Here is a 24,558-nt window from a genome sequence, read left to right on the forward strand (position 1 = left end):
CTGTCCGCCGCGTTGCGTTTACGGCTCATAAATGGACCGTTGATGGTGTAATATCGATCCTTTCCGATGTCGGACCGCGACATAATTACAATTAGTACGAGAGAGTCCATGGAAGAGATACCCCTACCCATGAGTGGCTTCGATGCCGATGTCGAGGCGTTGAAGGTTCCACCCCATTCGATTCAGGCCGAGCAGTCGGTGCTGGGTGGTCTGATGCTCGATAACGAGTCCTGGGATCAGGTGGCCGATCGGGTGGGTGATGATGATTTCTACCGTCGCGACCATCGCAAGATCTTTGCCGCTATCAAACAGCTCGCTCAAGAGGGTAATCCCTTTGATGTGGTTACCCTCTCCGAGTGGCTGGAGCGCAATAGTGATCTGGCCGAAGCGGGTGGGCTCTCCTATATCGGTACCCTGGCCAATAACACGCCGAGTGCCGCCAATATCAAGGCCTATGCCGATATCGTGCGTGAGCATTCGGTAGTTCGCCAGCTGATACGGGTCGGTACCGATATTGCTGATAGCGGCTACGTGACCGAGGGACGCAACAGCAAGGAGCTGCTTGATCATGCTGAGCAGCGCGTATTCCAGATCGCTGAGCAGGGTGCGCGTGGTAATCGCGGCTTTACCAGTATCAAGGATCTGCTGACCAACGTGGTTGATCGTATCGATCAGCTGATGGAGAACGACGATCCGATTACGGGCGTCTCGACCGGTTTTGATGACTTCGATGAGAAGACATCGGGTCTGCAGCCCTCCGATCTGGTAATCGTCGCCGGTCGTCCCTCGATGGGTAAGACCACCTTCGCCATGAATCTGGCCGAGAACGCTGCGATCAAGAGCCAGACTCCGGTGGCGGTGTTTAGTATGGAGATGCCGGGTGAGCAGCTGGCGATGCGTATGGTCTCCTCGCTGGGACGCATCGATCAGCACAGTGTGCGTACCGGTAAGCTCGATGATGATGATTGGCCGCGGCTCACATCAGCGATGCAGATCCTCGCCGAAGCGCCACTCTTTATCGATGACACCCCGGCACTCAGTCCGACCGAATTGCGTGCCCGTGCGCGTCGACTCAAACGTGAGCACGGTCTCGGTATGATCGTGATCGACTATCTGCAGCTGATGCAGGGTAGTGGTAACAGCAAAGAGAATCGTACTGCAGAGATCTCAGAAATCTCCCGAAGTCTGAAGGCACTGGCCAAGGAACTTAACGTTCCGGTGGTTGCACTCTCACAGCTCAACCGTTCGCTGGAGCAGCGTCCTAATAAACGCCCCGTTATGTCGGATCTGCGTGAGTCGGGTGCGATCGAGCAGGACGCCGACGTGATCGTCTTTATCTATCGCGATGAGGTCTATAACGAGGAGAGTCCAGACAAGGGGACCGCCGAGATTATTATCGGCAAGCAGCGTAACGGCCCTATTGGTACGACACGCCTCACCTTCCTCGGGCGCTATACACGTTTTGAGAACTTTACCCCCGAGTTTTATAGCAACGAGGAGTATTGATGAGTCGGGGGGCGAAGGCGGTTATCGATCTGCGAGCGCTACGATCAAACCTGCAAACAGCTCGTCGTGCCGCACCACAGAGTCGCGTGATGGCAGTGGTCAAGGCGAATGGTTACGGCCATGGCCTGTTACGTGTTGCTCAGGCACTTGAAGCGGCGGATGCGCTGGCGGTTGCCAGTGTTGATGAGGCGGTGGTGTTGCGAGATGGAGGTATTAGCCGGCCTATCGTGGTGCTTGAAGGGTGTTTTGATCAAGAGGATCTGTCGCGTGCAGCAGAACTCGACCTTCAGTTGGCCCTGCATGCTGAATTCCAGCTACAGCTACTGGAGCAGTGTGAGCTGTCTGGTCCGGTAACGATCTGGATCAAGATCGATACTGGCATGCACCGTCTCGGTTTTTCACCCGAATCAGCTACTGCTGCCGGTGAGCGTGCAATGGCGAGTGGAGCTGTCTCCAAGCCGCTACGCTGGATGACCCATCTTGCCTGTGCAGATGATCTGGCAGACTCACGTACCTTTACCCAGCTGGAACGCTTTGCAGATGCGCTGCAAGGTATCGAAGGCGAACGATCCATCGCCAACTCCGCAGGAACGCTTGGCTGGCCAGCGGCACAGGCCGACTGGGTGCGCCCCGGTATTATGCTCTACGGATCCTCTCCCTTTATCGCTGGTAGTGCATCCGCCTCGGGTCTCAAGCCGGTGATGATTCTCACGACACGAATCATTGCTGTGACAGCGCTGAAAATGGGTGATGAGGTCGGTTACGGCGCAAGCTGGGTCTGCCCGGAGGATATGGTAGTTGGTGTCGCGGCGATCGGTTACGGTGACGGATATCCGCGCCATGCGCCGTCCGGGACGCCTGTGGTGGTCAACGGTCGGCGTCATCCGCTAATCGGGCGTGTTTCTATGGATATGATTACCATCGATCTAAGTCGTGCACCCAACACTCAGCCCGGTGATCCGGTTGAGCTATGGGGTGCACAAATCTCGGTTGATGAAGTGGCTGAGGCGGCCTCAACCATCTCCTATGAACTGCTCTGTGGTGTGACGACGCGTGTCCCTGTCACTGTGGTTGACGAGGAGAGTTAGGTGGCCAAGGTTAAGAATCTCTACAGCTGCAGCGAGTGTGGTGCGCAGTCCCCCAAATGGGCGGGGCAGTGTGGTGATTGCGGTAGCTGGAATACGCTGGTTGAATCTGTCGCGGTGGCTAAGAGTGGCTCATCAAAGAGCAGTCGCTTTTCGGGTTATGCCGGTGTGACGAGTGAGGCGCAGATACAGCCGCTCTCAGCGGTGGTACCCGGAGAGGCGCCACGCAGTCCGACCGGTATGGCAGAGCTCGATCGAGTGCTGGGTGGAGGTCTGGTCACGGGCTCGGTTACCTTGATCGGTGGTGATCCCGGTATCGGTAAGTCGACCCTGCTGCTGCAGGCGATGTCATCTCTGGGTGAAAGACTCTCTACTCTCTACGTCAGTGGTGAGGAGTCGCCCGAGCAGATCAGTCTGCGCGCCCATCGTCTGTCTCTTTCTACTGAGGGCGTACGGCTGCTGGCAGAAACACGTGTCGAAGGTATTCTCGCCCACGTTGCCAAGGAGCGGCCGCAGGTGTTGGTGGTCGACTCGATTCAGACCATCTTCAGTGACGAGCTGCAGTCGGCCCCTGGCTCGGTGGCGCAGGTACGAGAGAGCGCCGCGCAGCTGGTGCGCTTTGCCAAGCAGAGCGGCACGGTACTGTTTCTGGTTGGGCATGTGACCAAAGAGGGGCAGCTGGCCGGGCCGCGCGTGCTGGAGCATATGGTCGATGCAGTGCTCTACTTCGAGGGTGATAGTAGTTCACGCTATCGTGTCATTCGTGCTGTGAAAAACCGCTTTGGTGAGGTCAACGAGTTGGGTGTTTTTGCCATGACCGATCGTGGTCTACGCGAGGTGAGCAACCCTTCTGCGATCTTCCTCTCGCGCCATGAAGAGCCGGTCCCTGGCAGTGTCATTATGGTAACGCTGGAGGGGAGTCGGCCGATGCTGGTCGAGGTGCAGGCGCTGGTCGATGAGAGTCATATGTCAGCGCCACGCCGCCTGACGCAGGGGCTCGACCAGAACCGACTGGCGATGCTGCTGGCGACGCTTCACCGTCACGCCGGCATCGCGGCGTATGACCAGGATGTCTATGTCAACGTCGTTGGTGGTGTACGGGTCGCAGAGACAGCTGTCGATCTGGCGGTGTTGCTGGCGGTAGTCTCATCGTTGCGAAGCCGACCGTTACCCAACGATCTTGTGGTGTTTGGTGAGGTCGGGTTGGCGGGTGAAATTCGCCCAGTTCAAGGTGGTGAAGAGCGGCTGCGCGAGGCGGAGAAACACGGCTTCAAAAACGCTATTGTGCCGAAGGCAAATGCACCCAAACGTGGTCGTGGTGGGGAGATGAAGGTGACGGCGGTTACACGTCTGGCTGAGGTCTTCGAACAGCTCTAGTCAGCGTTTGCAGGCTTAGGCGGATAGTGCCGCCAGCTCACGGTCAAGCAGATCGGGGTTGCCAAGATTTAGTTCGATCAGACGGCGCAGGTGGGTGATGCTCTCAACGTCGATATGCTCACAGTGCAGGCCGATGATCTTCTCTGAGAGATGAGCCACGGTTGTATCCATGCAGATGGTGGTGCTGTCACCATCGAGCTGAAGTTCGAGTGAAAACTGTTCGCCGAGCTTCGTCTGCCAACCTGATGGGCAGGCGATCAGTGCACCTTTGAGTGAGATATCGAGTAGCTCACTACGACCCTCACCCGATGCGCCCTTCAGTGTTACCTCGGCCTTGAATGGGATGCGGCTAAACTGGCGTTGGTCGTTTGACGCTTGGTCGGACATCTCTCTGCTCCTGTGTGGCAGTCGACTACTGCTTCTCTAGGTAGAACTGTAGCTTGGTTTCGCCAATCGTAATGGTCTCGCCATCCTTGAGCTCGTGGCTGCTCTCGCCAATCGATATTCCGTTCACCATCGGCGCGGTGTCGCCCTCTAACATGGAGAGGTAGTAGCCGCCGTTACGGTGGGCGATCGCAGCGGTCTGTTTGCCGGGAATGCCAACGCGGGTGATACCCTGTTTTAGCGCCATGCTCTTGCCAAACTGTTTGCCCGACATGATCTGTAACCAGCCCAATGGTGCAGATTCAGGTTCTGCAACGGGTGCTGGCGGGGTAGGTTCTGGTTCGTCGATGACTGGAGCCGTGGTGCTCTCTTCCTCTGCACTCTCTTCATTTTCATTCTCCTCCTCTTCGGGAAGGGTCTCTGCAGAGTAGCGGAGGGTGTGCTTGCCAATATAGATCTCGTCGCCTTCGATCAGAAGGCGATCATTAACGGGGTTGCCGTTAATAAAGACGGACTCTCTACCGCTCTCATCGAAGATTGAGGTGCTGTCGGATCCGATTGATATGCGTGCATGGCGTGGCTCAATCGCGAGGCTGTCGATAAAGACATCGCACTCAGGATCACGACCAACCACAACCTCGCCATCGGCGAAGCTGAAAACCTTGAGGTCTGTTCCCTTGAAGCTCAGGGTGAGTGTTGCCACTTATGATTCCACGTCTCTTTTTTAGCTGAGTATATCTTATTGAATGGCTGAGGCTATAGCTGAGTTTTAGCTACCGTCGCTACCATCTTCTTCGATGATCCGACTGGTGATGCGGGCCGTTTTCACCACATTGTCAGCGCTCTGTACAATCTCGATCGGATAGCCGTTAACCAGCAGGCTGGTGCCTGTCTGGGGAATCGATTCCAGGTGCTCGAGAATCAGACCGTTGAGTGTCTTGGGGCCTTCGCTGGGTAGTTGCCACTGCATGGTGCGATTGAGTTCGCGAATCGAGGCCGAACCGTTAATCAGATAGCTGCCGTCGCTCTGTGGATGAATCTCACGGTTGTCAGAAGGGTCGGTGGTGAACTCGCCGACGATCTCTTCAAGCAGGTCCTCCAGTGTTACCAGCCCCTGGATGTCACCATACTCATCGACCACCAGCCCGGTGCGCTGTCTATTGTGCTGGAAATTGAGCAGTTGCCGATTCAGTGAGGTGCTCTCGGGGGTGAAGTAGGCGTCGGTAATTAGCTTGGTCAGCTCCTCACGGTCAAAACGTCCCTTGTTGATCAGGTGTAGGGTGCGACGCAGATGCAGCATGCCGACCACATTATCGATATTGTCCTGATAGACAGGTAGGCGCGTGTAGGGGCTATTGGTTACCTGACTGAGGATGGTGTCCCACTCATCCTCCAGGTCGATACCGGTAATCTCGCTGCGAGGCACCATGATGTCCTCAACGGTGACATCTTCAAGATCGAGGATGCGGATCAGCATCTTCTGACGTCGGGCTGGAATCATCGCCCCCGCCTCGCTCACTACCGTGCGCAGCTCCTCTTTGCTGAGCGAGAAGTCGGCGGTCTTGTCGGCTGAGACACCGAATAGTTTTAGTAGACCATTGACCAGCAGGTTAACGACCCAGACTAATGGATAGAGAATTTTTAGCAGTGGTATGTAGATCAGGGCAGCAGGGAAGGCGACTCGCTCTGGGTAGAGGGCGGCGATCGTCTTGGGGGTGACCTCAGCGAAGATCAGGATAACCAGTGTCAGTAGACCCGCAGCGATTGCGATGCCCGCTTCACCCCAGAGGCGCAGTGCGATCACGGTTGATAGTGACGAGGCGAGGATGTTGACGAAGTTGTTGCCAAGCAGAATCAGGCCAATGAGACGGTCGGGTCGTTCCAGCAAACGGCTGGCACGCATTGCACCCGGGTGTTTGTCTTTGGCCAGATGGCGCAGACGGTAACGGTTGAGGGTCATCAGGCCGGTTTCAGAGCCGGAGAAGAAGCCTGAGAGGATGATCAGGAATATCAGGGCTCCAAAGAGAACACTGGTAGGGATGTCGTTCAAGAGGCGCTATTTTCTCGTGTATGGAGGAGGGTGGGTGCTAACCCATGATCAGTTCGAGAACGATCTTGCTACCGAAGTAGGCGAGCATCAAGGTGATGAAGCCGGTCAGAGTCCAGCGAATCGCAACCCGACCTCGCCATCCAAATTTGCGACGTCCCCATAGTAGGGTGGCAAAGACGATCCAGGCGAGGATTGAGAGCGCAGTCTTGTGCACCAGGTGCTGGGCAAACATATCTTCGATAAAGAGTGCGCCGCTCAGCAGGGCGAGGGTCAGCAGGGTAAAGCCGAGTCCGATCATCTGGAACAGTAGTCCCTCCATGGTTTGTAACGGAGGTAGTGATCGAATCAGTCCGCCGGGGTGGCGATGACGTAGATGGTGGTCCTGCACGGCGAGCAGCAGTGCCTGCACGGCCGCGATGGTCAGCAGGCTGTAGGCAAGAACAGAGATCAGTACGTGTAGTTGCATCTGCCAGGAGTTGATCGTCAGCAGGCTGTCGGGGCTCGGTATAAGCAGGGCGGCTAGTAGGGTGATCGCGGCAAGCGGCAGTAGTGCAATGCCCAGGTTTTCTACGGGGCGACGAATCGAGGCGAGCAGCAGTAGCAGTGCGATCAGCCAGCCAATGAAGGTTGAGATGTTGGTGAAGTTAAGGTTGATGCCGTTATCGGTCAGGATCAACTCATTGAGTATCAAGGCGTGGAGTAGTGCTGCGATAAAACCGGCGAGCAGCAGGGGGCGCTTTGTCATGCCAGCGCTCGGACCAGAGGGTTGGAGCAGGCGCATGCCAAATAACCCTGCGGTTGCAAGGTAGAGTAGAACGGTAATTCCAGCTATTAATAGTGTGTTGAGCATGGCGCATACTTTACCGCAGCTTCAGCTCAATGGCATCACCTGAAATGTGTGGTGCGAAATTTAACAATCTAGGCCGAGAGGGGTTGGTTGATGGGATGTTTATATCGTTGGTTGGCATGCTCTGCGCTATGATTTGGCTAAATTTGCCGCGATTGTTGAGGTGCGTGGAAAATGCTCCTGTTTTGTGTCACGATCTGTTGCGATCATAACTATAACGGTTAATAAATATGCAGTTACGGGTACTGGGTTGCAGTGGAGGCATAGGCCAGGAACGCAGAACGACCTGCTTTCAGGTCGATAACGATATCCTCATCGATTCTGGCACCGGTGTAGGTGAACTGAGTCTCGAAGAGATGTCAGCGCTGCGTCACATCTTTCTTACCCATTCACACCTTGACCACATCGGTGGGCTGCCGCTACTGATCGATAGCATTTTTACCAAAATTCAGGAGCCGATCGTTATCCACGGTCTTGAGGAGACGATACAGGCGCTAAAAGATTTTATTTTCAACTGGGCGATCTGGCCCGACTTCTCAATGTTGCCGCATGAGAAAAAGCCGGTGATGCGCTTTGAGGTTATGAAACCGGGCGAGACGGTTGATGTTGGTGGTCGGAAACTCGAGATGATTGAGGTCAATCATGTGGTGCCCGGAGTGGCCTACTGCGTGGAGAGTGATGCCGGTGCGATTGCCTTTAGTGGCGACACCACCACCAACGATACGCTCTGGGAGGCGCTCAATAAGAAGGAGCGGCTCGATATCCTGATCGTTGAGACCGCCTTCCCCGATGAGCTGCTCGACCTCTCCAAGCTGGCCAAGCACTACTGTCCTTCACTGTTGGCGGAGGACCTGAAGAAGCTCAAACACAACCCCAGTATCTATATTTCCCATCTCAAGCCGGGGGGAGAGGTGAAGATCCTCTCTCAGCTCGAGTCACAGGTCGATGAACATCGTCGCCTACTGCGGCTCTCAAATGGCGACGTATTCGAGTTATAATCCCCCCTTTCTCGGTCGGGGTCTCTCTCCGGCCTGTATTGATGTGATACGGAATAGCTATGTTTGAGAATCTTACCGAACGCCTGTCGCGGACGCTGAAGGGTCTGCGCGGTCAGGGGCGTCTTACCGAAGATAACGTCAAAGAGACACTGCGCGAAGTGCGCATGGCGCTGCTGGAGGCCGATGTTGCGCTGCCGGTAGTGAAGGCGTTTGTAGATCGAGTGCGCGAGCGTGCGGTTGGCCAGGAGGTGATGCAGAGCCTCACCCCCGGCCAGGCGCTGGTTAAGGTCGTCAATGATGAGCTGGTTGGTGTTATGGGTGAGGCCAATGACGGCCTCAACCTGGCGACCACGCCACCGGCGGTGATATTGATGGCGGGTCTGCAGGGTTCAGGTAAGACCACCACCGTAGCCAAGCTCTCTCGCTGGCTCAAAGAGACACAGAAAAAATCGGTAATGGTCGCCAGTTGCGATATCTACCGCCCGGCGGCGATCGATCAGTTGCAGACCCTCGCTGGTGAAGTAGGTGCTGAGTTCTTCCCCTCGGAGATTTCGCAGGATCCAGTCGATATTGCTCAGGGTGCAATCGACCGTGCGCGTAAGCAGCATCTCGATGTGGTCATTATTGATACCGCAGGTCGACTCCATATTGATGAGCAGATGATGGGCGAGATTCAGCGTCTGCATGCAGCGATCAACCCGATCGAGACCCTGTTTGTGGTCGATAGTATGACCGGTCAGGATGCGGCCAACACCGCCAAGGCGTTTGACGACGCACTGCCGCTGACCGGTGTGGTGCTGACCAAGACCGATGGTGATGCGCGCGGTGGTGCGGCACTGTCGATTCGCCAGATCACCGGGAAGCCGATCAAATTCCTTGGCGTTGGTGAGAAGAGTGGCGCGCTTGAACTCTTTCATCCCGATCGTGTTGCCTCTCGAATTCTCGGTATGGGCGATGTGCTCACGCTGGTCGAAGAGGCCGAGCGGAATATCGACAAGGATAAAGCGGAGAAACTGGCGAAGAAGCTCAAGAAGGGTAAGGGCTTCGACCTGGATGATTTCCGTGAGCAGATGCTACAGATGAATAATATGGGTGGTGTTGCTGGTCTGATGGATAAGCTACCGGGTGTGGCTGAGCTGCCGCAGGCGGTCAAGAGTCAGGTTAACGATAAAGAGATTGGCCGTCTGATCGCGATTATCAATTCAATGACCCCGAAGGAGCGTAGCTTTCCTAATGTAATCAAGGGCTCGCGTAAAAAGCGTATTGCTAACGGTTCAGGTACCCAGATTCAGGACGTAAATCGTCTTCTGAAGCAGTTTATGCAGATGCAGAAGATGATGAAGAAGATGAAGGGTGGCGGTATGGCGAAGATGATGCGTGGTTTGAAGGGACGCATGCCCCCGGGTATGCCGTTCTAGCACGTCCTACTTAATGTCTTGGAAAAAGAGTTCACCTTTGGGCGAAAAAAGCGTACTATTGCCGGCTTACTTCCGCACGGCTACACTTTTTTGGGTGTGATTTGCCGGTAAATGATGAGGATTTTTGAGTAATGGTCACTATTCGTATGTCGCGTGGCGGTGCCAAGAAGCGCCCCTTCTACCACATTGTGGTAACCGATAGCCGCAACCGTCGCGACGGTCGCTATATCGAGCGTATTGGTTTCTTCAACCCGGTAGCCAAGGGTGGAGAGGAGAAGCTTCGTCTCGACCGTGATCGTGTCGACCACTGGGTTGCACAGGGTGCACAGACCAGCGAGCGTGTCTCCAAGCTGATCAAGCAGCACGAAGCAGCGCAAGCCTGATAGTGACTGCGGCGCGTGGTTAGATGACGCGGCGTAGCAGCGAGTATGTCGATGTGGGCCGTATTAACGGCCTGTTTGGCGTAAAGGGTTGGGTCAAGATCTACTCTCATACCCAACCTCGCGAGAATATTGTCACCTATAAACCCTGGCTTCTACGTCTTAATGGGGAGCTGAAAGAGGTGAAGGTGGCCGAGGGGAAGCGGCACGGCAAGGGGGTAGTAGCCCGCCTTGAAGGCGTCGAAGATCGGGATGCTGCCCAGCTGTTGATGGGTGCTGAGATTGCGATTCGCCGCGAGCAGTTTAAAGCGCTTCAACCCGATGAGTATTACTGGGCCGACTTGGTCGGTCTGAAAGTTAAGAACAGCGAGGGAGTCGATCTGGGGGTGGTAGACCACCTGCTTGAGACGGGCTCCAACGATGTTTTGGTCCTGAAGGGTGATCGTGAACGATTGGTCCCCTTTATACAGGGCGATGTGATCGAGGTGATTGATCTCGAAACGGGTGAGATGGTTGTCGATTGGGATCCGGAGTTTTAGCCGGTGCGAATCGATGTTGTAACGCTCTTCCCGGAGATGGTGGTTGGTGGTTGTAGTTTTGGTGTGACGGGTCGGGCGATCGACCGTGGTCTACTTGATCTGCAGACCTGGAATCCTCGAGACTACACTACTGATCGGCACCGCACCGTGGATGATCGCCCCTATGGTGGCGGCCCCGGCATGGTGATGAAATATGAGCCGCTGCACGATGCGATCGGAGCGGCACGAGGCTCCAACGGCGAACAGCCGCACACCATTTTGATGAGTCCGCAGGGACGGCAGCTCGATCAGAACGGTGTTTTGGAACTTCTGCAGCGCCCCAGGCTGATCTTGGTGGCGGGGCGATACGAAGGGATCGACGAGCGAGTCGTTGAGACCGAGATCGACGAGGAGTGGTCGATCGGTGACTATGTGTTGAGTGGTGGAGAGTTCGCTGCCATGGTCATGATAGATGCACTGACCCGGATGTTGCCGGGTGCTCTGGGCGATGCAGAGTCGGCACAGCAGGACTCCTTTATGGATGGACTGCTGGACTGTCCACACTACACGCGACCCGAGCAGATGGCGGGAATGGATGTACCGGCAGTACTGATGAGCGGAGATCATGCGGCGATACGTCGCTGGCGGCTCAAACAGTCACTGGGACGTACTTGGTTACGTCGACCGGATTTACTGCAGGACGTTGCTTTGGACAAGGAGCGTCGGCAGTTGTTGGATGAATTCATGAGCGAGCACGGCAAGGTGTCGGGCTGACAGAATTAGTTAAATATTGATTTTAGTGGAGTAGAACCATGAGTAATATCATTGCACAGCTTGAAGCCGAGCAGATGAAACAGGATGTGCCGGCATTTGGTCCCGGTGATACCGTCGTTGTGCAGGTTAAGGTTAAGGAGGGCGATCGTGAGCGTCTTCAGGCCTTCGAAGGCGTTGTTATCGCCAAGCGTAACCGTGGTCTCAACTCGGCCTTCACCGTTCGTAAGATCTCCAATGGCGAGGGTGTTGAACGTGCCTTCCAGACTCACAGCCCACTGGTTGACAGCGTTACCGTCAAGCGTCGTGGTGATGTGCGTCGTGCCAAGCTTTACTACCTGCGTGGCCTGACCGGTAAGAAGGCGCGTATCAAGGAGAAGCTCGATATCCGCCGCAACAAATAAACGGATCTCAATCTGAAACGCTAAATGCGGGCGTCCTGTGAAAACAGGGCGTCCGTATTTTTTTTGGGTGTTGCCTATGAAAATGCTATCGCAAGTCCAGACTCCTCTGCGCCTGTTGTCACTGGTGCTACTCCCCCTTATTTCGCAACCACTGTACGCAGAGACCGATGCACAGCTGCTCGATGAACTTGAGTTGATTGCTGCACGTGGTGAACCTGCGCTCGCGGCACGACTGCTTGAGCGTGTTGATCCCGCAACGGGGGTGGGGTCTTCGATGTGGCTGGAGTGGCAGTGGCAACATCTTGATCGTCTGGCGAGCGAGCAGCAGTGGCAAGAGTTGATGGCGCTGAGCGATGCGATGATCAAACAAGGGGCAGAGGCGTCGGCACAGTTGCTTCAGCTTCGGGTTAAGGCGTTTCTGGCATTGAACAAGCCGCAATTGGCGCGTGCCGAGCTACAGCGACTTATCTGGCTCAGCCTTGAAGGGACAGACAGTGATCGTGTGCAACTGTTCCGACAGCAGGTGATTGAAAGTTACCTGCAGGAGGCGCGTTTTGACGATGCGCGTGCTGCCATGGTGCGTTATCAACAGGACTATAACGACGAGAGTTATCAGTGGCGTCTGGTCGCAGCGGAGACGCTGCTGCGCAGCGGTCGATTTGGTGCGCTTGAGCCACTGTTGGCACAAACAGAGGGCGAGTCTTTCGAATTGTTACAGATGCTCGCGGCACTGCGTAGTGGGTCACGTTCTCCGACGCTGATATGGAGCGATGCTCTGGCGGTAAGTGAGCGTGAAGGTGTGAAATCACCGCGCCATTTTCTGGGTGTGGCGGTCGAAGCGGCCCAACGAAGCAACGATCTGAGTGGCTTAACTACGGCATTGGAACGCTATCTGGCGCTGGATGACGAGCAGAGCAGTTTCTTCAATTATCACAGCAACGATCTGTGGCAGGCCTATCAAACCTATGGCGAGGTGATTGCGAATGGGGCGCAGTTGCTGATCGGTCAAGATAGTGAGTGGCTAACTGAGGCGCAGCGGTTGCGGGAGACTGCGCCGCTGGAGTCTCGAGCGCTCTACGCATCGGTTTTACTGAACGCCAAAGCAGAGATGCATCAGCAGAATGCTCATACCGCCTTCGCCAGAATGGTCGGAGAGATACCAGAAGCGATGACACTACTGAAGAGGCTCTACCTCGATCGTACCCATATCTCCGATATCAAACGCCTGCCGGAGTCGGTGCGTTACCAGCTGGTCGAGGCAGGAATGGCTCAGGCTGATTCAGCGCTGCTCGATCTGATCGTTGAACTCGAAACAGCACCAGAGGGGGTTGTGAAGATCGATTGGCAATTGGCTCGAGCCGAGAGTCTGCTCTCGATCAAGCGGAATGATAGTGCCGTTTCAGAGCTATGGCTTGTCGTTGATAGTGATGAGTCGTTGGATGAGCAGCAATTTGGTCAAGTGATGGCGCTGCTGGGTCAAATGCGCGTCCTTGGGCAGTGGCAGGTGGCGATCCAGATGCAGCGCCAGTTAATCGAAAATAGCGTCCAGCCCGAGCGGCTACAGCAGCTTCGTTTCGGTCTGGCCGATCTCTATCGGGGTGCGGGCATGAATGAGCAGGCAGCGATTAGCTATCTCGCTCTGGCGCGGCCAGGGGCAGATGGTGTGCTGGAGCCTTCTGCATGGATCGCGGCGCTTGAGGCGGCTGAGGCACTTCAGGCAGCGGGTCTCTCTGAGGATGCTGTGACACTCTATCAGCGTCTGCACGACGCAACCTCTGACCCACTGAGGCGTCAGTTAATCGAACGCCAGTTAGGAAGCTGAGTAGCGAGGCAGACTGCAGTTGATACGCTAGCTATTAGGGTGAGATACGGGGCCGTCGTTGCTACGCCAGTAGGGCGGCTGGGGATCGGTATCGTCAATCAGGCGTTAGCACGAATAGAATTTCTGCCATCGCAGCAGCCCGAGCAGGATCCCGATTCAAATCTGGCCGAACAGGCCGTGACTGAGTTGCTGAACTATTTTAATGATCCAGCGGCTCCATTTACTCTCCCACTCGATCTTCACGGCACCGATTTTCAGTGCCGTGTATGGAGCTACCTGTGCACGCTTAAGGTTGGGAGTCGTGTCAGCTATGGAGATGCGGCAAAGAGACTTGCAACGGCAGCACGAGCGGTGGGTGGCGCATGCCGGGCAAATCCACTGCCGATCATCATTCCCTGTCACCGTATCGTCTCGGCACAGGGGTGGGGCGGTTACGCGGGTGAGGTGGACGGCAATAATCTCGACATCAAACGCTGGCTACTCGAACATGAGCTGCAGATAGGGACTCGCTCTTGAAATTCATCAGGATGCACCCATCTCTAGCGGGCGTATAAGAGTAAATTATTAAATGAGGGGTTTTATAGATGAGTACCGACGCACATAAAGAGACATTGGGCTTTCAGACCGAAGTGAAGCAGCTGCTACAGCTGATGATCCACTCTCTCTACTCCAATAAGGAGATCTTTCTCCGCGAGTTGGTCTCAAACGCCTCCGATGCCTGCGACAAGCTCCGCTTCGAGGGGCTCTCCGATGACGCCCTGTTCGAGGGTGATACCGATCTGAAGATCAGGGTCGCCTTCGATAAAGAGGCACGAACGGTCACCATTAGTGATAACGGTATCGGTATGAATCGCCAGGAGGTGATCGATAATATCGGCACCATCGCCAAATCGGGAACCCGCCAGTTCCTCGATTCACTGACTGGCGATCAGGCCAAAGATGCCCATATGATTGGCCAGTTTGGTGTCGGCTTCTACTCTGCCTTTATCGTCGCCGACAGGGTGACGGTGACCACCCGTCGTGCCGGTCTGACTGCCGAGCACGGTGTGCGATGGGAATCGACCGGTGAGGGTGAGTTCACCCTCGAGACCGTCGACAGCGCACAGCGCGGCACCGAGGTAGTACTGCATCTGCGCGAGGAGGACGATGAGTTCCTCGACGGTTGGCGTCTGCGCTCCATTATTCGTAAATACTCCGATCACATCACCCTGCCGATCATGATGGATAAAGAGGCAGGAGCTGAAGATGAAGAGGCGCCTGAGGAAGAGGAGAAGGTCAATAGCGCCTCTGCACTCTGGGCGCGCTCACGTAGCGAGGTCAGTGAGGAGGAGTACACCGAGTTCTACAAACATGTGAGTCATGACTTTGAAGAGCCGCTGACCCATATCCATTCTCGTGTCGAGGGCAATCTTGAGTACACCTCGCTGCTCTATATCCCCAAACGAGCACCGTTTGATCTGTGGGATCGCGATCGTCGCAATGGCATTAAGCTTTATGTGAAGCGGGTCTTCATTATGGATGATGCCGAACACCTGATGCCCAACTACCTGCGCTTTGTGAAGGGCGTGATCGACTCCAGCGACCTGCCGCTAAATGTCTCGCGTGAGATTCTGCAGCACAACAAGGCCGTTGATTCGATGCGTAACGGCTCGGTGAAGAAGGTGTTGGGTTTGCTCGAAGGTGTTGCCAAGAACGATGCGGAGAAGTATGCGATCTTCTGGAAGGAGTTCGGCAAGGTGATGAAGGAGGGGCCAGCAGAAGATTTTGCCAACCGTGAACAGATCGCCAAGCTGCTGCGCTTCTCCACTACTGAGACCGACAGCGAGGAGCAGGACGTTTCACTCGAGCAGTATCTCTCTCGCATGAAAGAGGGGCAGGATAAGATCTACTATATCGCTGCCGAGAGTTTTGCCGCAGCTAAGAATAGTCCCCATCTTGAGATCTTCCGCAAGAAGGGTATCGAGGTGGTGCTGCTGACCGATCGTGTTGATGAGTGGCTGGTCTCGAGCCTGACCGAGTTTGACGGCAAGGCGCTACAGTCTGTTGCGCGTGGTGAGCTCGACCTTGGCGAGCTGGAGGATGAAGAGGATAAAAAGGCCAAGGAGAGTGTCGAGAAGGATTTCTCTGAGCTGCTCGGTCGCGTTAAAGAGAGCCTTGGTGAACAGGTTGATGAGGTTCGCATCACTCACCGCCTGACCAGCTCTCCAGCCTGCCTGGTGAGTGGTGAGGGCGGTATGGGAGCCAATATGGAGCGTATCCTGCAGTCGGTGGGGCAGGAGATTCAGGCCTCGAAACCGATCCTCGAGCTCAATCCCGAGCATATGCTGGTGAAACGTCTTCGCGATGAGCAGGATGGTGATCGCTTCGGTGACTGGAGTTCGATTCTGTTCGATCAGGCGCTATTGGCCGAAGGTGGTCAGTTGGAAGACCCCGCCTCATTTGTGGCGCGTCTCAACCAGCTATTGATCGAACTCTCCTAAGTATTAAAAATGTGATCGTTATACGAGGGCGGCTTCGGCCGCCCTCGTTGTGCGTGGCGATCATTTGAATAGTAGTGATGAATAGATGGAAGAGGTTATGCATACACGAGGATCGAATATTCGAGCATTTCTGACGCTTCTGTTGATGGTGGTGCTGTTAAGTGGCTGTAGTGCCGGTGTCGATCTGATCGAAGGAAGTTTTACCGCGTTGGGTGATATTTCAGCCAATCCTGCTGCCTTTGAGGGAAAAAAGGTGCGAGTGAAGGGTAGAGTCGTCGTCTCAGGCAAGATGCCGTTTGCCTCAACCAGCTTCTTTACTCTAGTCGATGAACAGGGTGATGAACTGAGCGTTATCACCGAGCAGGGAACACCGGCAAACGAGATGCAGCTCTGGAGCTATGGCGTGATCGAAAATATAGCCATCGTTCAAGGCATAGGTATGGGGGGTCATTTAAAGGAGCAGCGCCGTATCTGTCAGCCAAACTGGGGTGATTGGCATACAACGCAATTGCTCTCCTGTTGGCTCGAAGAGTGAAGCTCTAGTTGCAATAGAGACACAATCTGAGCGCAAAGGGCCATATTTTCTTCGAAATCGAACCGTAATCGCCTTGCATAGGCTGTGGCTAAAAGGTAGTTTATCCCGTTAAATCAACGATTAATAACAGCAAGTAGAGTAGGGATATGACACTCAGGGCTCGTTTTACCTCAATCTCCATTATTTCAACAATTCTGACAGCATTGATTGTCTTTTTTGCCGGTCAGATGTTGTTGGAAGATGCCGAGGGGCGCTTTAATGATGCGACGGTTCGAGGCAAGAGTGTGCTCTGGTCCAAAATTGTTGCCAATCGCCTGAGTGGTTTTGAAACGGCCATTGCCGATGTGACGCGAGACCACGCCACCCTTGAGGCGTTGATGACAGGTAATGGCGATGTGGTCAAAGAGAGTCTTGATACCACTCATCTGGCTCTCTCCTCGGCCGGCATTTTAGAAAAACTCGCAATCCTCGACCTAGAAGGCAACGTGATCTATGCGGCGGGCAGTAGTTTTAGTGGTAGGACTCAAGTTCCGCTGTTTCAGGATGCGATCGCTGAAGAGAAGATCATGCTCGGTATGGTGCGCGATGACGATGGTGATATCTCCAATGCAGTCGCCTTTCCCCTCTATCTGCGCGGTAAACTGCTCGGTATCGGCCTCTATCTGAAGAGCCTGCAGTCATCCATTGACGATTTCCAACGAAATGACTCCTCAGAGGTGTTTGTCTACAGCGAGGCGGGTGAGGTGGAGCTGGTGGGAGGGCAGAACTTCCTCTCTGAGGTGGCGGTTGAGATGCCGGCACTGGGGGAGCGTATCGCGCAGATCCTGGATGACGGTGACGATATCTACACCGTCAGCATTATTCCCGTCAGTGACTACACGGGTATCCCCTTTGGCCATCTGGTGATCGCTCACAATTCAACTGAGGCCTATGCACAGCGCAAGGAGTTTCAGGAGATTGAGTACAGCGTTATTGTCATTACCATCCTACTGGCTGCGGTCATACTGCTTTGGTATATCCGCCGCTCCTTCCTGCCGCTTGATGAGTTGATTTATGTAAGCAAGCGTATCGCGGCCGGTGAGACCACCGCACGGGTCGATATCAAATCGACTGATGAGATCGGTAAACTCGGTTACGCTTTCAACAATATGGCACAGCGAATGCAGAGCAATATCGAGCGTGAGCGTGAGACGACGGAAGTGATGCACGGCAAGGTGGAGACGATTTTAAATGTAGTTATTCCCGCCTCAGAGGGTGATCTCACCGGCGAGATGATGAGCTTTAGTGGTGATGACAGTATCGATCACCTTGGATGCTCTATTGCTGTCATGATCAGCAATCTCGAGGCGCTTGTCGCCAAGGTGCAGGAGTCGGGCTTTATGGTCGGCTCATCGGCGACCCAGATCGCAGCCACATCGAAGCAGCATGAGGCGGCGGTTACCGAGCAGGCAGCCACTACTACCCAGATCAAGGCGACGGTCTCTGAAATCTCGACCACTGCGCGTGAGCTGCTCGATACCATGAGTAATGTGACTCAGGTCTCCGAGGAGACCGCCAATGCGGCTACCGATGGTCAATCGGCACTGATGTCGATGGAAGAGACGATGCACCATATGATGGAGGCAACCTCAGCAATCAGCGCCAAGCTGGCCGTACTGAGTGAGAAGGCTGGCAACATCAACAGCGTTGTTACGACCATCACCAAGGTGGCCGATCAGACCAACCTGCTCTCACTCAACGCCGCCATCGAGGCGGAGAAGGCGGGTGAATATGGCGCAGGCTTCTCGGTGGTTGCAACTGAAATTCGACGTCTGGCCGATCAGACGGCTGTCGCGACCTGGGATATCGAACAGATGGTTAAGGAGATGCAATCAGCCGTCTCCTCTGGCGTGATGGGTATGGACAAATTCTCTGATGAGGTACGCCAGGCGGTTGAGAACGTACATCAGGTCGGCTCACAGCTGGCACAGATCATCGATCAGGTACAGATGCTGACCCCCAGCTTCGAGCAGGTGCATGATGGCATGCAGTCGCAGTCACTCGGCGCGGAGCAGATCAACGATGCGATGAGCCAGCTGAGTGATGTGGCACAGAACACCGCCGAATCGCTGCGTCAGTCGGGTACCGTGATAACCCAGCTCAACGATGCTGCCCGAGGGCTGCAGGATGGTGTCTCCCGCTTCAAGGTGAAGAAGAGCAGCTGAGGCCCTCTCAATGCAACTGCTGCTTTTTCGCATCGCTGATCAGCGCTACGCCCTGGATATCAAACAGGTTGCGGAGATAGCGCCATTGACGCGACTCTCACATCTGCCCCAGGCCCCGGATTACATTGCTGGGGTGATGAACTATCGGGGCGAGCCGGTACCGGTAGTCGATATCTGTCATCTGGCTACCGGCAGCACCTGCGCAAAACGGATGAGCACCCGCACCGTACTGGTTAACTACCCACTCACCGATGGTGATATCCGTGTGCTGGGATTGTTGGCGGAGGGTGCAACTGAAATCCTGCAACGCGAGCGTGATCAGTTCAGTGATCCCGGCGTAGTACAACCCAATGCGCCCTATCTGGGTGATGTACTCAATGAGGCGGGTGAGATGATCCAGCTGGTCGATGTTGATGCGCTGCTTAATGATGAGGTGCGCGCCATCATTTTTACCGATCGTGCTGATGTGAGTGGCGCTTCATGAGTCAGCAAAAGATCGAGTCACTACTAAAACAGCGGATTGGTCTAAATCCGTCCTCAGTCGGTTCGGTGACGATTGAACATGCGGTTCGCAAGCGTATGTCGAGTGGTGGGATAGAGGATATTACTCGCTACGTCGAGCTGGTGAGTGAGTCGCAGAAGGAGTTCGAACTACTCATTGATGAGGTGGTGGTTCCTGAAACGTGGTTTTTCCGCTCAGCCGAGGCGTTTGATTCGCTGGTGCGCTATGTGCGAGATGAGTGGTTGTTGCAGAACCCTGGAAAGTGTTGTCGTCTGCTGAGTATCCCCTGTTCCAGCGGTGAAGAGCCTTACTCAATGGCGATGGCCCTGCTCGGTGCGGGGGTGCCGGCAGGTAGTTTCCATATCGATGCGGTCGATGTCAGTCAGCATAATCTGCACAATGCGAAAAAAGCGATCTACGGTAACGGCTCGTTTCGTTCGCAGGATCTGAAGTTTCGTGATCGTTATTTTAGCCGCAATGATGAGCATCACTATCGACTGCATCGCTCGGTTAGTTCAGTGGTCAGCTTTCACCACGCCAACCTGTTTGATACCGACCTGATGCGAGATGCGGCCAGTTATCAGGTGATATTCTGTCGCAATCTGTTGATCTATTTCGATCGCAGCACGCAAGTACGTGCCGTCTCCGTGCTACGAGGATTATTAGACGCCGAGGGTGTGCTCTTTATGGGGCATGCCGAAACGGGCTCCTTTCTCAAGGGTTGGCATCCGTCACTGCGTTTTCCGCTCTCCTTTGCCTATCGAAAATTTGATGATGGGGCGTTGAGTGGCCGCAAAAAACGTCTCTTCCAGCCGCGCAGCCTAAAGAGTCAGCTGGAACCAACAAGATCAACAACAGCGCATACGAAAACAGCAGTTAGTGATGCGCCTCTACCCTTTGCAGGTGAGGCTCCCAAGCAGCGTTCAGCTTCGGAAGAGCCGCTGCAGCGAGCGGCCCGGGTGGCAACGGTTGAGGTGGAGGTGAATCAAGAAATCTCAATCGAGCAGGCTCGTGCTCTTGCCGATAATGGTGATATGCAAGCTGCTTCAGTCTGCTGTCAGCAACTTATCGATATCAACGGCAGTGATGCAGAGGCATTTTACCTGCTCGCTACCATCCATCAGGCGGATGGGGATCTTGGCGGTGCTGAGAGTCTGCTGCGCAAAGCGCTCTATCTCGATCCTGGACACTATGAGGTGGTAGTTCACCTGGCAACCATCATGGAGCGTCAGGGTGACCTGGATGCCTCAAGGCGTTTTCGCCAGCGCGCAGAGCGCCTGGGTGATCGCCTCAACAGTGGAGTGTCGGTCGAATGATATCGGAACAGGAGAGCGATCTGACAACGATCGACGACTGCTGGAACCGGATTGGTGTCTGGAGCCGTGAAGAGTCACGCTGTCCGGAGCTTGAGCGCTACGTGCACTGTCGCAACTGTCCCACCTTCGCCAGAGCCGGACGACATGTGCTTGAGAACCGGGTTGCCGATGACTATATGCGCGAGTGGGCCGATATCTACGCGCAGAACAAACAGACCCGCGCCATCGATAATCGTTCGGTGGTGATCTTTCGCATCGGTGATGAGTGGTTTGCGTTGCCGACGAAGAAGATTCGGGAGATATCAGAACTTCGTGAAATCCACACCATTCCCCACACCCTCTCCAAGGGGAGTACGTGTGTACTGCGAGGTCTGGTGAACGTGGATGGAGAGCTCAAACTCTGTGTTTCGCTGGGAAATCTGCTGGCACTGGATAAAGGCACCCTGACCAATAATCGCGTGATCAATATTTCACACCAGCGGATGATCGTTGCCAGCTATGAGGGGGGCGATTTTGTCTTCCCAGTGAGTGAGGTCACCGGTACCTATCGCTTCCATGAAGATGAGATGAGAGCGGCACCCGCTACTATCGGCCAGGCCAAGGGAACCTATACCGAGGGGATGGTCGAATACAACGGTAAACAGATCGCCTGTCTTGATGACGAACTACTCTTCTACTCGCTAGAGAGGGGGCTTGCGTGAGCGGCGGTGATCTAAGCGGTTTCTCGATGTTCGATCTCTTCAAACAGGAAGTGGATAGCCATAACCAGACCCTAAATGAAGGGTTGCTGGCGCTCGAGCAGAACCCCAGTGCCGTTGAGGGGATCGATGCGTTGATGCGAGCTGCTCACTCGATCAAGGGTGCTGCACGCATGGTCGGCGTCGAAGTTGCCGTCTCCATTGCCCATGTGATGGAAGATCTGCTGGTTGCCGCACAACGCGGTGACCTGCAGCTGGGTACTGAGCATATCGATGCGCTGCTCAAGGGGGTCGATCTACTGGGGCAGATCGGTACGCTCGATGAGGACGGTGTTGCCGGTTGGAGTGATGCCAATAGCGCAGCCGTTGAGGCAGCTACCGCTCAACTTGCAGCAATTGTTAGTGCCGATACTGAACAGCCCGTAGCGGCGAAGGCCGCGCCAGAGCAGTCTCCCACCGTAGAACCTGTCCCAGCGAAATCGCAGCCTGCCATCTCTGCTGCCGACGCGACCATGCTGGGACTGTTCCGCCAGGAGGTGGAGGCCCACAACAAGACCCTCACCGATGGTCTGCTGGCACTCGAGCAGGATCCCGGTTTGCTTGATGATCTGGAGTCGATGATGCGTGCCGCCCACTCGATCAAGGGTGCGGCACGGATGGTCGGTGTCGATGCAGCGGTGGGCGTGGCGCACGTGATGGAGGATCTGTTTGTTGCAGCCCAACAGGGGCAGCTCCTGCTTGCGACAGAGCATGTCGATGAACTGCTGAAGAGTGTCGATCTGCTTGGCCAGATCGGTGAACTCGACGGTGAGTTGATTGCGAGTTGGAGCGAGCAGAATAGTGAACAGGTTGCGACACGAGTCGCCGCACTTGAAGCGCTGCTGGCGGGTGAGGAGAGCGAGCAGAAATCAGCGCCAGAACCTGTTGCGAGCACGACAGCACCAGCAGCGGTCAACCTGGCCGATGCCACCATGCTGGGTCTGTTCCGTGTTGAGATCGAAACCCATAACAAGACCCTCACCGAGGCACTGCTGGCACTGGAAAAGGCCCCCTCGTCGGCGGAAGATCTGGAGTCGATGATGCGCGCGGCCCACTCGATTAAGGGTGCTGCGCGGATGGTCGGTGTTGATGCCGCTGTACGAGTCGCGCATGTGATGGAAGACGTTTTTGTCGCTGCACAGAAGGGTGAACTAGATCTACTTGAGTGGCATATCGATACGTTGTTAAAAGGCGTCGATATGTTGGGGCAGATTGGTGCGCAGGATGATGCAGTACTGATTAGCTGGCAGCACGATAACGCCAACGAGGTTGCGGCACTTGAGTCGCAGTTGCAGCGACTGCTTGACCCTGATGCCGAGCCTCCCGCCGCCCCGGCGGTTGAACAGCTGGCTCCAGTAGAGACAGACGCTGAAAGGAGCGCTCTCATCACGGCTGAATCTGATTCGGCCACATCAGAAAGAAGCGCCTCTCCCGCCGCTGACAAACCCTCAGCGAAAAAGAGTAGTGACAGTTCGCTACGCGTTACCGCCAGCGTGCTTAATCGCCTGATGGGTTACGCCGGTGAGGCGCAGGTCGAGGCGGGTAATCTGCGCCCCTTTGCTGAGTCGCTGCTGAAGCTGCGTCATCGTCAGGTTGAGCTGCTCGGTGTGTTGGAGGAGCTCAATGAGGCGATGGAGGGAGCCGAGGTTGATGAGTTCGGTCTCAGTCTGCTCGGTACGGCGATAGACAAGGCGGGCGAATGTCGTCAGATCCTGACCGAGCGCCTGACCGATCTCGACGCCTTTGAGCGACGTAATACCCGACTCGCTGATCGACTCTCACGAGAGGTTATCTCTAGCCGCATGCGCCCCTTCATTGAGGGTGTACACGGTTTTAACCGCATGGTCCGTGATATCTCCAAGTCGCTCGGTAAAGAGGTGAAGTTCGAGATTCGCGGCAAGGATACCAAGGTCGATCGTGACATCCTCGACAAGATTGAGGCGCCGCTCAACCACATGGTGCGTAATGCACTCGATCATGGCCTGGAGACCCCCGAGGAGCGTCTGGCGGCGGGTAAACCGGCCGAGGGACGGTTGCTGCTTGAGGCAGTACACAACTCCGGCATGCTCTCCATTATCGTTAAGGATGATGGGCGCGGCGTCGATCAGGAGGCGCTGCGTAAAAAGATAGTGGCGCGCGGCATGGTGAGCGAACAGATGGCGACAGACCTATCGGAGTCAGAGCTGCTCGATTTTCTGTTCCTGCCCAGCTTCTCCACCCGTGAGCAGGTCTCGGAGATTTCGGGGCGTGGTGTTGGCCTCGATGTGGTGCACAGTACGATGCAGGAGATGCGCGGTGTGCTGCACGCCACCTCAACCCTGGGTGAAGGGATGCGCATCCATCTGCAGCTACCACTCAGCCTCTCAACGATACGTGCCCTGATGATTGATGTGGGTGGTGAGAGTTATGCGGTTCCGCTGGCGCGCATCGAGCGGACCATGATGGTGCCGCGCGATCAGCTCAAGATCATGGAGGGGCGCCAATATGTGATTGTCGATGAGGCGAGTATTGGGCTGCTGCAGGCGCATCAGGTGCTTGAGGTTGAGGGGCATACGAATAGCAACGAGCTACTGCCGGTGATTGTCATTGGTGACCGTAACCGCCATTACGGCGTCGTCGTCGAACAGTTCCTCGGTGAGCGTAATCTGGTGGTACAGGTGCTCGACGCCAGGCTCGGCAAGGTACAGGACATTGCAGCGGCCTCGATTCTTGAAGATGGTACGCCGACGCTGATTATTGATGTCGACGATATGCTGCGCTCGATTGAACTGCTTATCTCCGGTGGTCGCCTGATGCATGTCGGCGAGGGCGTGGGTGAGAAGGCCGCGCCGCAGCAGGGTAAACGGATTCTGGTGGTCGATGATTCGATCACGGTGCGTGAGGTTGAGCGCAACATGCTCGAGACCAAGGGTTACAGTGTCGATGTGGCTGTCGATGGCATGGATGGCTGGAATGCGATCCGTGTCGGTAACTACGATCTGGTCATCAGTGATGTCGATATGCCACGCATGAATGGCATCGAGTTTGTTAGCAAAATCAAGAGTGATGCCCGTCTCAGTAGCACACCGACGATGATCGTCTCCTACAAGGATCGTGAGGAGGATCGTCAGCGCGGGTTAGAGGCTGGTGCTGACTACTATCTGGCCAAGGGTAGCTTCCACGATGAGACCCTGATCGAGGCCGTGGTCGATCTGATAGGAGAGGCGTAGCGCTCGGTAGTAGGG

Annotated in this window: 22 protein-coding genes; 18 read left to right on the forward strand and 4 right to left on the reverse strand. The window is 55.3% G+C overall.

The window, feature by feature from the left end:
- Nucleotides 1-108: 108 nt before the first annotated feature.
- The 3 genes from dnaB to radA are packed head-to-tail and all read left to right on the forward strand — an operon-like array spanning nucleotide 109 to nucleotide 3,968.
- On the forward strand, nucleotides 109-1,506 hold the full coding sequence (gene dnaB, locus BOW52_RS05045; RefSeq protein ID WP_135622047.1) for a replicative DNA helicase: 1,398 nt from the start codon (nucleotides 109-111) through the stop codon (nucleotides 1,504-1,506).
- Complete coding sequence (gene alr / locus BOW52_RS05050; RefSeq protein WP_078483001.1) at nucleotides 1,506-2,594, forward strand: alanine racemase; 1,089 nt, start codon at nucleotides 1,506-1,508, stop codon at nucleotides 2,592-2,594. The genes dnaB and alr overlap by 1 nt, the downstream gene beginning before the upstream one ends.
- Entirely contained in the window at nucleotides 2,595-3,968 is a 1,374-nt protein-coding gene (gene radA, locus BOW52_RS05055) for a DNA repair protein RadA (RefSeq protein ID WP_078483002.1), read from the forward strand. It begins immediately after the preceding gene.
- Between the two features lie 15 nt (nucleotides 3,969-3,983).
- Here radA and BOW52_RS05060 read toward each other — a convergent pair whose 3' ends face one another.
- From BOW52_RS05060 to BOW52_RS05075, 4 genes are all read right to left on the reverse strand, one after another.
- Nucleotides 3,984-4,355, reverse strand: coding sequence for a PilZ domain-containing protein (locus tag BOW52_RS05060; protein ID WP_078483003.1), 372 nt, complete (start codon nucleotides 4,353-4,355; stop codon nucleotides 3,984-3,986).
- Between the two features lie 25 nt (nucleotides 4,356-4,380).
- Nucleotides 4,381-5,055, reverse strand: a complete 675-nt coding sequence (locus BOW52_RS05065; protein ID WP_078483004.1) for an FHA domain-containing protein — start codon at nucleotides 5,053-5,055, stop codon at nucleotides 4,381-4,383.
- A 66-nt stretch (nucleotides 5,056-5,121) separates the two neighbouring features.
- On the reverse strand, nucleotides 5,122-6,402 hold the full coding sequence (locus BOW52_RS05070) for an HlyC/CorC family transporter (RefSeq protein WP_078483005.1): 1,281 nt from the start codon (nucleotides 6,400-6,402) through the stop codon (nucleotides 5,122-5,124).
- 37 nt (nucleotides 6,403-6,439) lie between these two features.
- Nucleotides 6,440-7,252: a cytochrome C assembly family protein gene (locus tag BOW52_RS05075; RefSeq protein WP_078483006.1), complete on the reverse strand. Its 813-nt coding sequence runs from the start codon at nucleotides 7,250-7,252 to the stop codon at nucleotides 6,440-6,442.
- Between the two features lie 227 nt (nucleotides 7,253-7,479).
- On the opposite strand from BOW52_RS05075, the gene BOW52_RS05080 reads away from it, so the two are divergent.
- The 15 genes from BOW52_RS05080 to BOW52_RS05150 all read left to right on the forward strand — a co-directional run bounded on the left by BOW52_RS05080 (nucleotide 7,480) and on the right by BOW52_RS05150 (nucleotide 24,543).
- A complete protein-coding gene (locus BOW52_RS05080; RefSeq protein WP_078483007.1) occupies nucleotides 7,480-8,247 on the forward strand; it encodes an MBL fold metallo-hydrolase in 768 nt (255 codons plus the stop codon).
- A gap of 59 nt (nucleotides 8,248-8,306) precedes the next feature.
- Nucleotides 8,307-9,665 (forward strand): signal recognition particle protein, encoded by a 1,359-nt coding sequence (gene ffh / locus BOW52_RS05085; protein WP_078483008.1) that lies wholly within the window; start codon nucleotides 8,307-8,309, stop codon nucleotides 9,663-9,665.
- Between the two features lie 131 nt (nucleotides 9,666-9,796).
- Nucleotides 9,797-10,048, forward strand: a complete 252-nt coding sequence (rpsP, locus tag BOW52_RS05090; RefSeq protein WP_078483009.1) for a 30S ribosomal protein S16 — start codon at nucleotides 9,797-9,799, stop codon at nucleotides 10,046-10,048.
- A gap of 23 nt (nucleotides 10,049-10,071) precedes the next feature.
- The gene (gene rimM, locus BOW52_RS05095) at nucleotides 10,072-10,584 is read left to right on the forward strand and encodes a ribosome maturation factor RimM (protein ID WP_078483010.1); all 513 of its coding nucleotides are present in this window, start codon (nucleotides 10,072-10,074) and stop codon (nucleotides 10,582-10,584) included.
- A 3-nt stretch (nucleotides 10,585-10,587) separates the two neighbouring features.
- Nucleotides 10,588-11,337: a tRNA (guanosine(37)-N1)-methyltransferase TrmD gene (trmD, locus tag BOW52_RS05100; protein WP_078483011.1), complete on the forward strand. Its 750-nt coding sequence runs from the start codon at nucleotides 10,588-10,590 to the stop codon at nucleotides 11,335-11,337.
- 38 nt (nucleotides 11,338-11,375) lie between these two features.
- The gene (gene rplS / locus BOW52_RS05105; RefSeq protein ID WP_078483012.1) at nucleotides 11,376-11,738 is read left to right on the forward strand and encodes a 50S ribosomal protein L19; all 363 of its coding nucleotides are present in this window, start codon (nucleotides 11,376-11,378) and stop codon (nucleotides 11,736-11,738) included.
- A gap of 76 nt (nucleotides 11,739-11,814) precedes the next feature.
- Entirely contained in the window at nucleotides 11,815-13,560 is a 1,746-nt protein-coding gene (locus BOW52_RS05110; RefSeq protein WP_078483013.1) for a hypothetical protein, read from the forward strand.
- A 39-nt stretch (nucleotides 13,561-13,599) separates the two neighbouring features.
- Complete coding sequence (locus tag BOW52_RS05115) at nucleotides 13,600-14,076, forward strand: methylated-DNA--[protein]-cysteine S-methyltransferase (RefSeq protein ID WP_078483014.1); 477 nt, start codon at nucleotides 13,600-13,602, stop codon at nucleotides 14,074-14,076.
- A gap of 68 nt (nucleotides 14,077-14,144) precedes the next feature.
- The gene (gene htpG / locus BOW52_RS05120) at nucleotides 14,145-16,040 is read left to right on the forward strand and encodes a molecular chaperone HtpG (RefSeq protein ID WP_078483015.1); all 1,896 of its coding nucleotides are present in this window, start codon (nucleotides 14,145-14,147) and stop codon (nucleotides 16,038-16,040) included.
- Nucleotides 16,041-16,137: 97 nt separating this feature from the next.
- Nucleotides 16,138-16,575, forward strand: coding sequence for a hypothetical protein (locus BOW52_RS05125; protein WP_135622053.1), 438 nt, complete (start codon nucleotides 16,138-16,140; stop codon nucleotides 16,573-16,575).
- Between the two features lie 146 nt (nucleotides 16,576-16,721).
- Nucleotides 16,722-18,779 carry a methyl-accepting chemotaxis protein gene (locus BOW52_RS17860; RefSeq protein WP_078483017.1) on the forward strand — a complete coding sequence of 686 codons (2,058 nt, stop codon included), beginning with the start codon at nucleotides 16,722-16,724 and terminating at the stop codon, nucleotides 18,777-18,779.
- A gap of 10 nt (nucleotides 18,780-18,789) precedes the next feature.
- On the forward strand, nucleotides 18,790-19,263 hold the full coding sequence (locus BOW52_RS05135) for a chemotaxis protein CheW (protein ID WP_078483018.1): 474 nt from the start codon (nucleotides 18,790-18,792) through the stop codon (nucleotides 19,261-19,263).
- Nucleotides 19,260-20,597 carry a CheR family methyltransferase gene (locus BOW52_RS05140; RefSeq protein ID WP_078483019.1) on the forward strand — a complete coding sequence of 446 codons (1,338 nt, stop codon included), beginning with the start codon at nucleotides 19,260-19,262 and terminating at the stop codon, nucleotides 20,595-20,597. Before BOW52_RS05135 ends, BOW52_RS05140 begins: the two co-directional genes overlap by 4 nt.
- The gene (locus BOW52_RS05145) at nucleotides 20,594-21,298 is read left to right on the forward strand and encodes a chemotaxis protein CheW (protein ID WP_078483020.1); all 705 of its coding nucleotides are present in this window, start codon (nucleotides 20,594-20,596) and stop codon (nucleotides 21,296-21,298) included. The genes BOW52_RS05140 and BOW52_RS05145 overlap by 4 nt, the downstream gene beginning before the upstream one ends.
- The gene (locus tag BOW52_RS05150) at nucleotides 21,295-24,543 is read left to right on the forward strand and encodes a hybrid sensor histidine kinase/response regulator (RefSeq protein ID WP_078483021.1); all 3,249 of its coding nucleotides are present in this window, start codon (nucleotides 21,295-21,297) and stop codon (nucleotides 24,541-24,543) included. The genes BOW52_RS05145 and BOW52_RS05150 overlap by 4 nt, the downstream gene beginning before the upstream one ends.
- Nucleotides 24,544-24,558 lie beyond the last annotated feature (15 nt).

The organism is Solemya pervernicosa gill symbiont (assembly GCF_002020875.1).
Taxonomy (GTDB): domain Bacteria; phylum Pseudomonadota; class Gammaproteobacteria.

Coding starts and splice junctions, on each gene's coding strand:
- dnaB (WP_135622047.1), top strand. CDS start 109: ATGGAAGAGATACCCCTACCCATGAGTGGCTTCGATGCCGATGTCGAG.
- alr (WP_078483001.1), top strand. CDS start 1,506: ATGAGTCGGGGGGCGAAGGCGGTTATCGATCTGCGAGCGCTACGATCA.
- BOW52_RS05060 (WP_078483003.1), bottom strand. CDS start 4,355: ATGTCCGACCAAGCGTCAAACGACCAACGCCAGTTTAGCCGCATCCCA.
- BOW52_RS05075 (WP_078483006.1), bottom strand. CDS start 7,252: ATGCTCAACACACTATTAATAGCTGGAATTACCGTTCTACTCTACCTT.
- BOW52_RS05080 (WP_078483007.1), top strand. CDS start 7,480: ATGCAGTTACGGGTACTGGGTTGCAGTGGAGGCATAGGCCAGGAACGC.
- ffh (WP_078483008.1), top strand. CDS start 8,307: ATGTTTGAGAATCTTACCGAACGCCTGTCGCGGACGCTGAAGGGTCTG.
- rpsP (WP_078483009.1), top strand. CDS start 9,797: ATGGTCACTATTCGTATGTCGCGTGGCGGTGCCAAGAAGCGCCCCTTC.
- rimM (WP_078483010.1), top strand. CDS start 10,072: ATGACGCGGCGTAGCAGCGAGTATGTCGATGTGGGCCGTATTAACGGC.
- rplS (WP_078483012.1), top strand. CDS start 11,376: ATGAGTAATATCATTGCACAGCTTGAAGCCGAGCAGATGAAACAGGAT.
- BOW52_RS05110 (WP_078483013.1), top strand. CDS start 11,815: ATGAAAATGCTATCGCAAGTCCAGACTCCTCTGCGCCTGTTGTCACTG.
- htpG (WP_078483015.1), top strand. CDS start 14,145: ATGAGTACCGACGCACATAAAGAGACATTGGGCTTTCAGACCGAAGTG.
- BOW52_RS05125 (WP_135622053.1), top strand. CDS start 16,138: ATGCATACACGAGGATCGAATATTCGAGCATTTCTGACGCTTCTGTTG.
- BOW52_RS17860 (WP_078483017.1), top strand. CDS start 16,722: ATGACACTCAGGGCTCGTTTTACCTCAATCTCCATTATTTCAACAATT.
- BOW52_RS05135 (WP_078483018.1), top strand. CDS start 18,790: ATGCAACTGCTGCTTTTTCGCATCGCTGATCAGCGCTACGCCCTGGAT.
- BOW52_RS05140 (WP_078483019.1), top strand. CDS start 19,260: ATGAGTCAGCAAAAGATCGAGTCACTACTAAAACAGCGGATTGGTCTA.
- BOW52_RS05145 (WP_078483020.1), top strand. CDS start 20,594: ATGATATCGGAACAGGAGAGCGATCTGACAACGATCGACGACTGCTGG.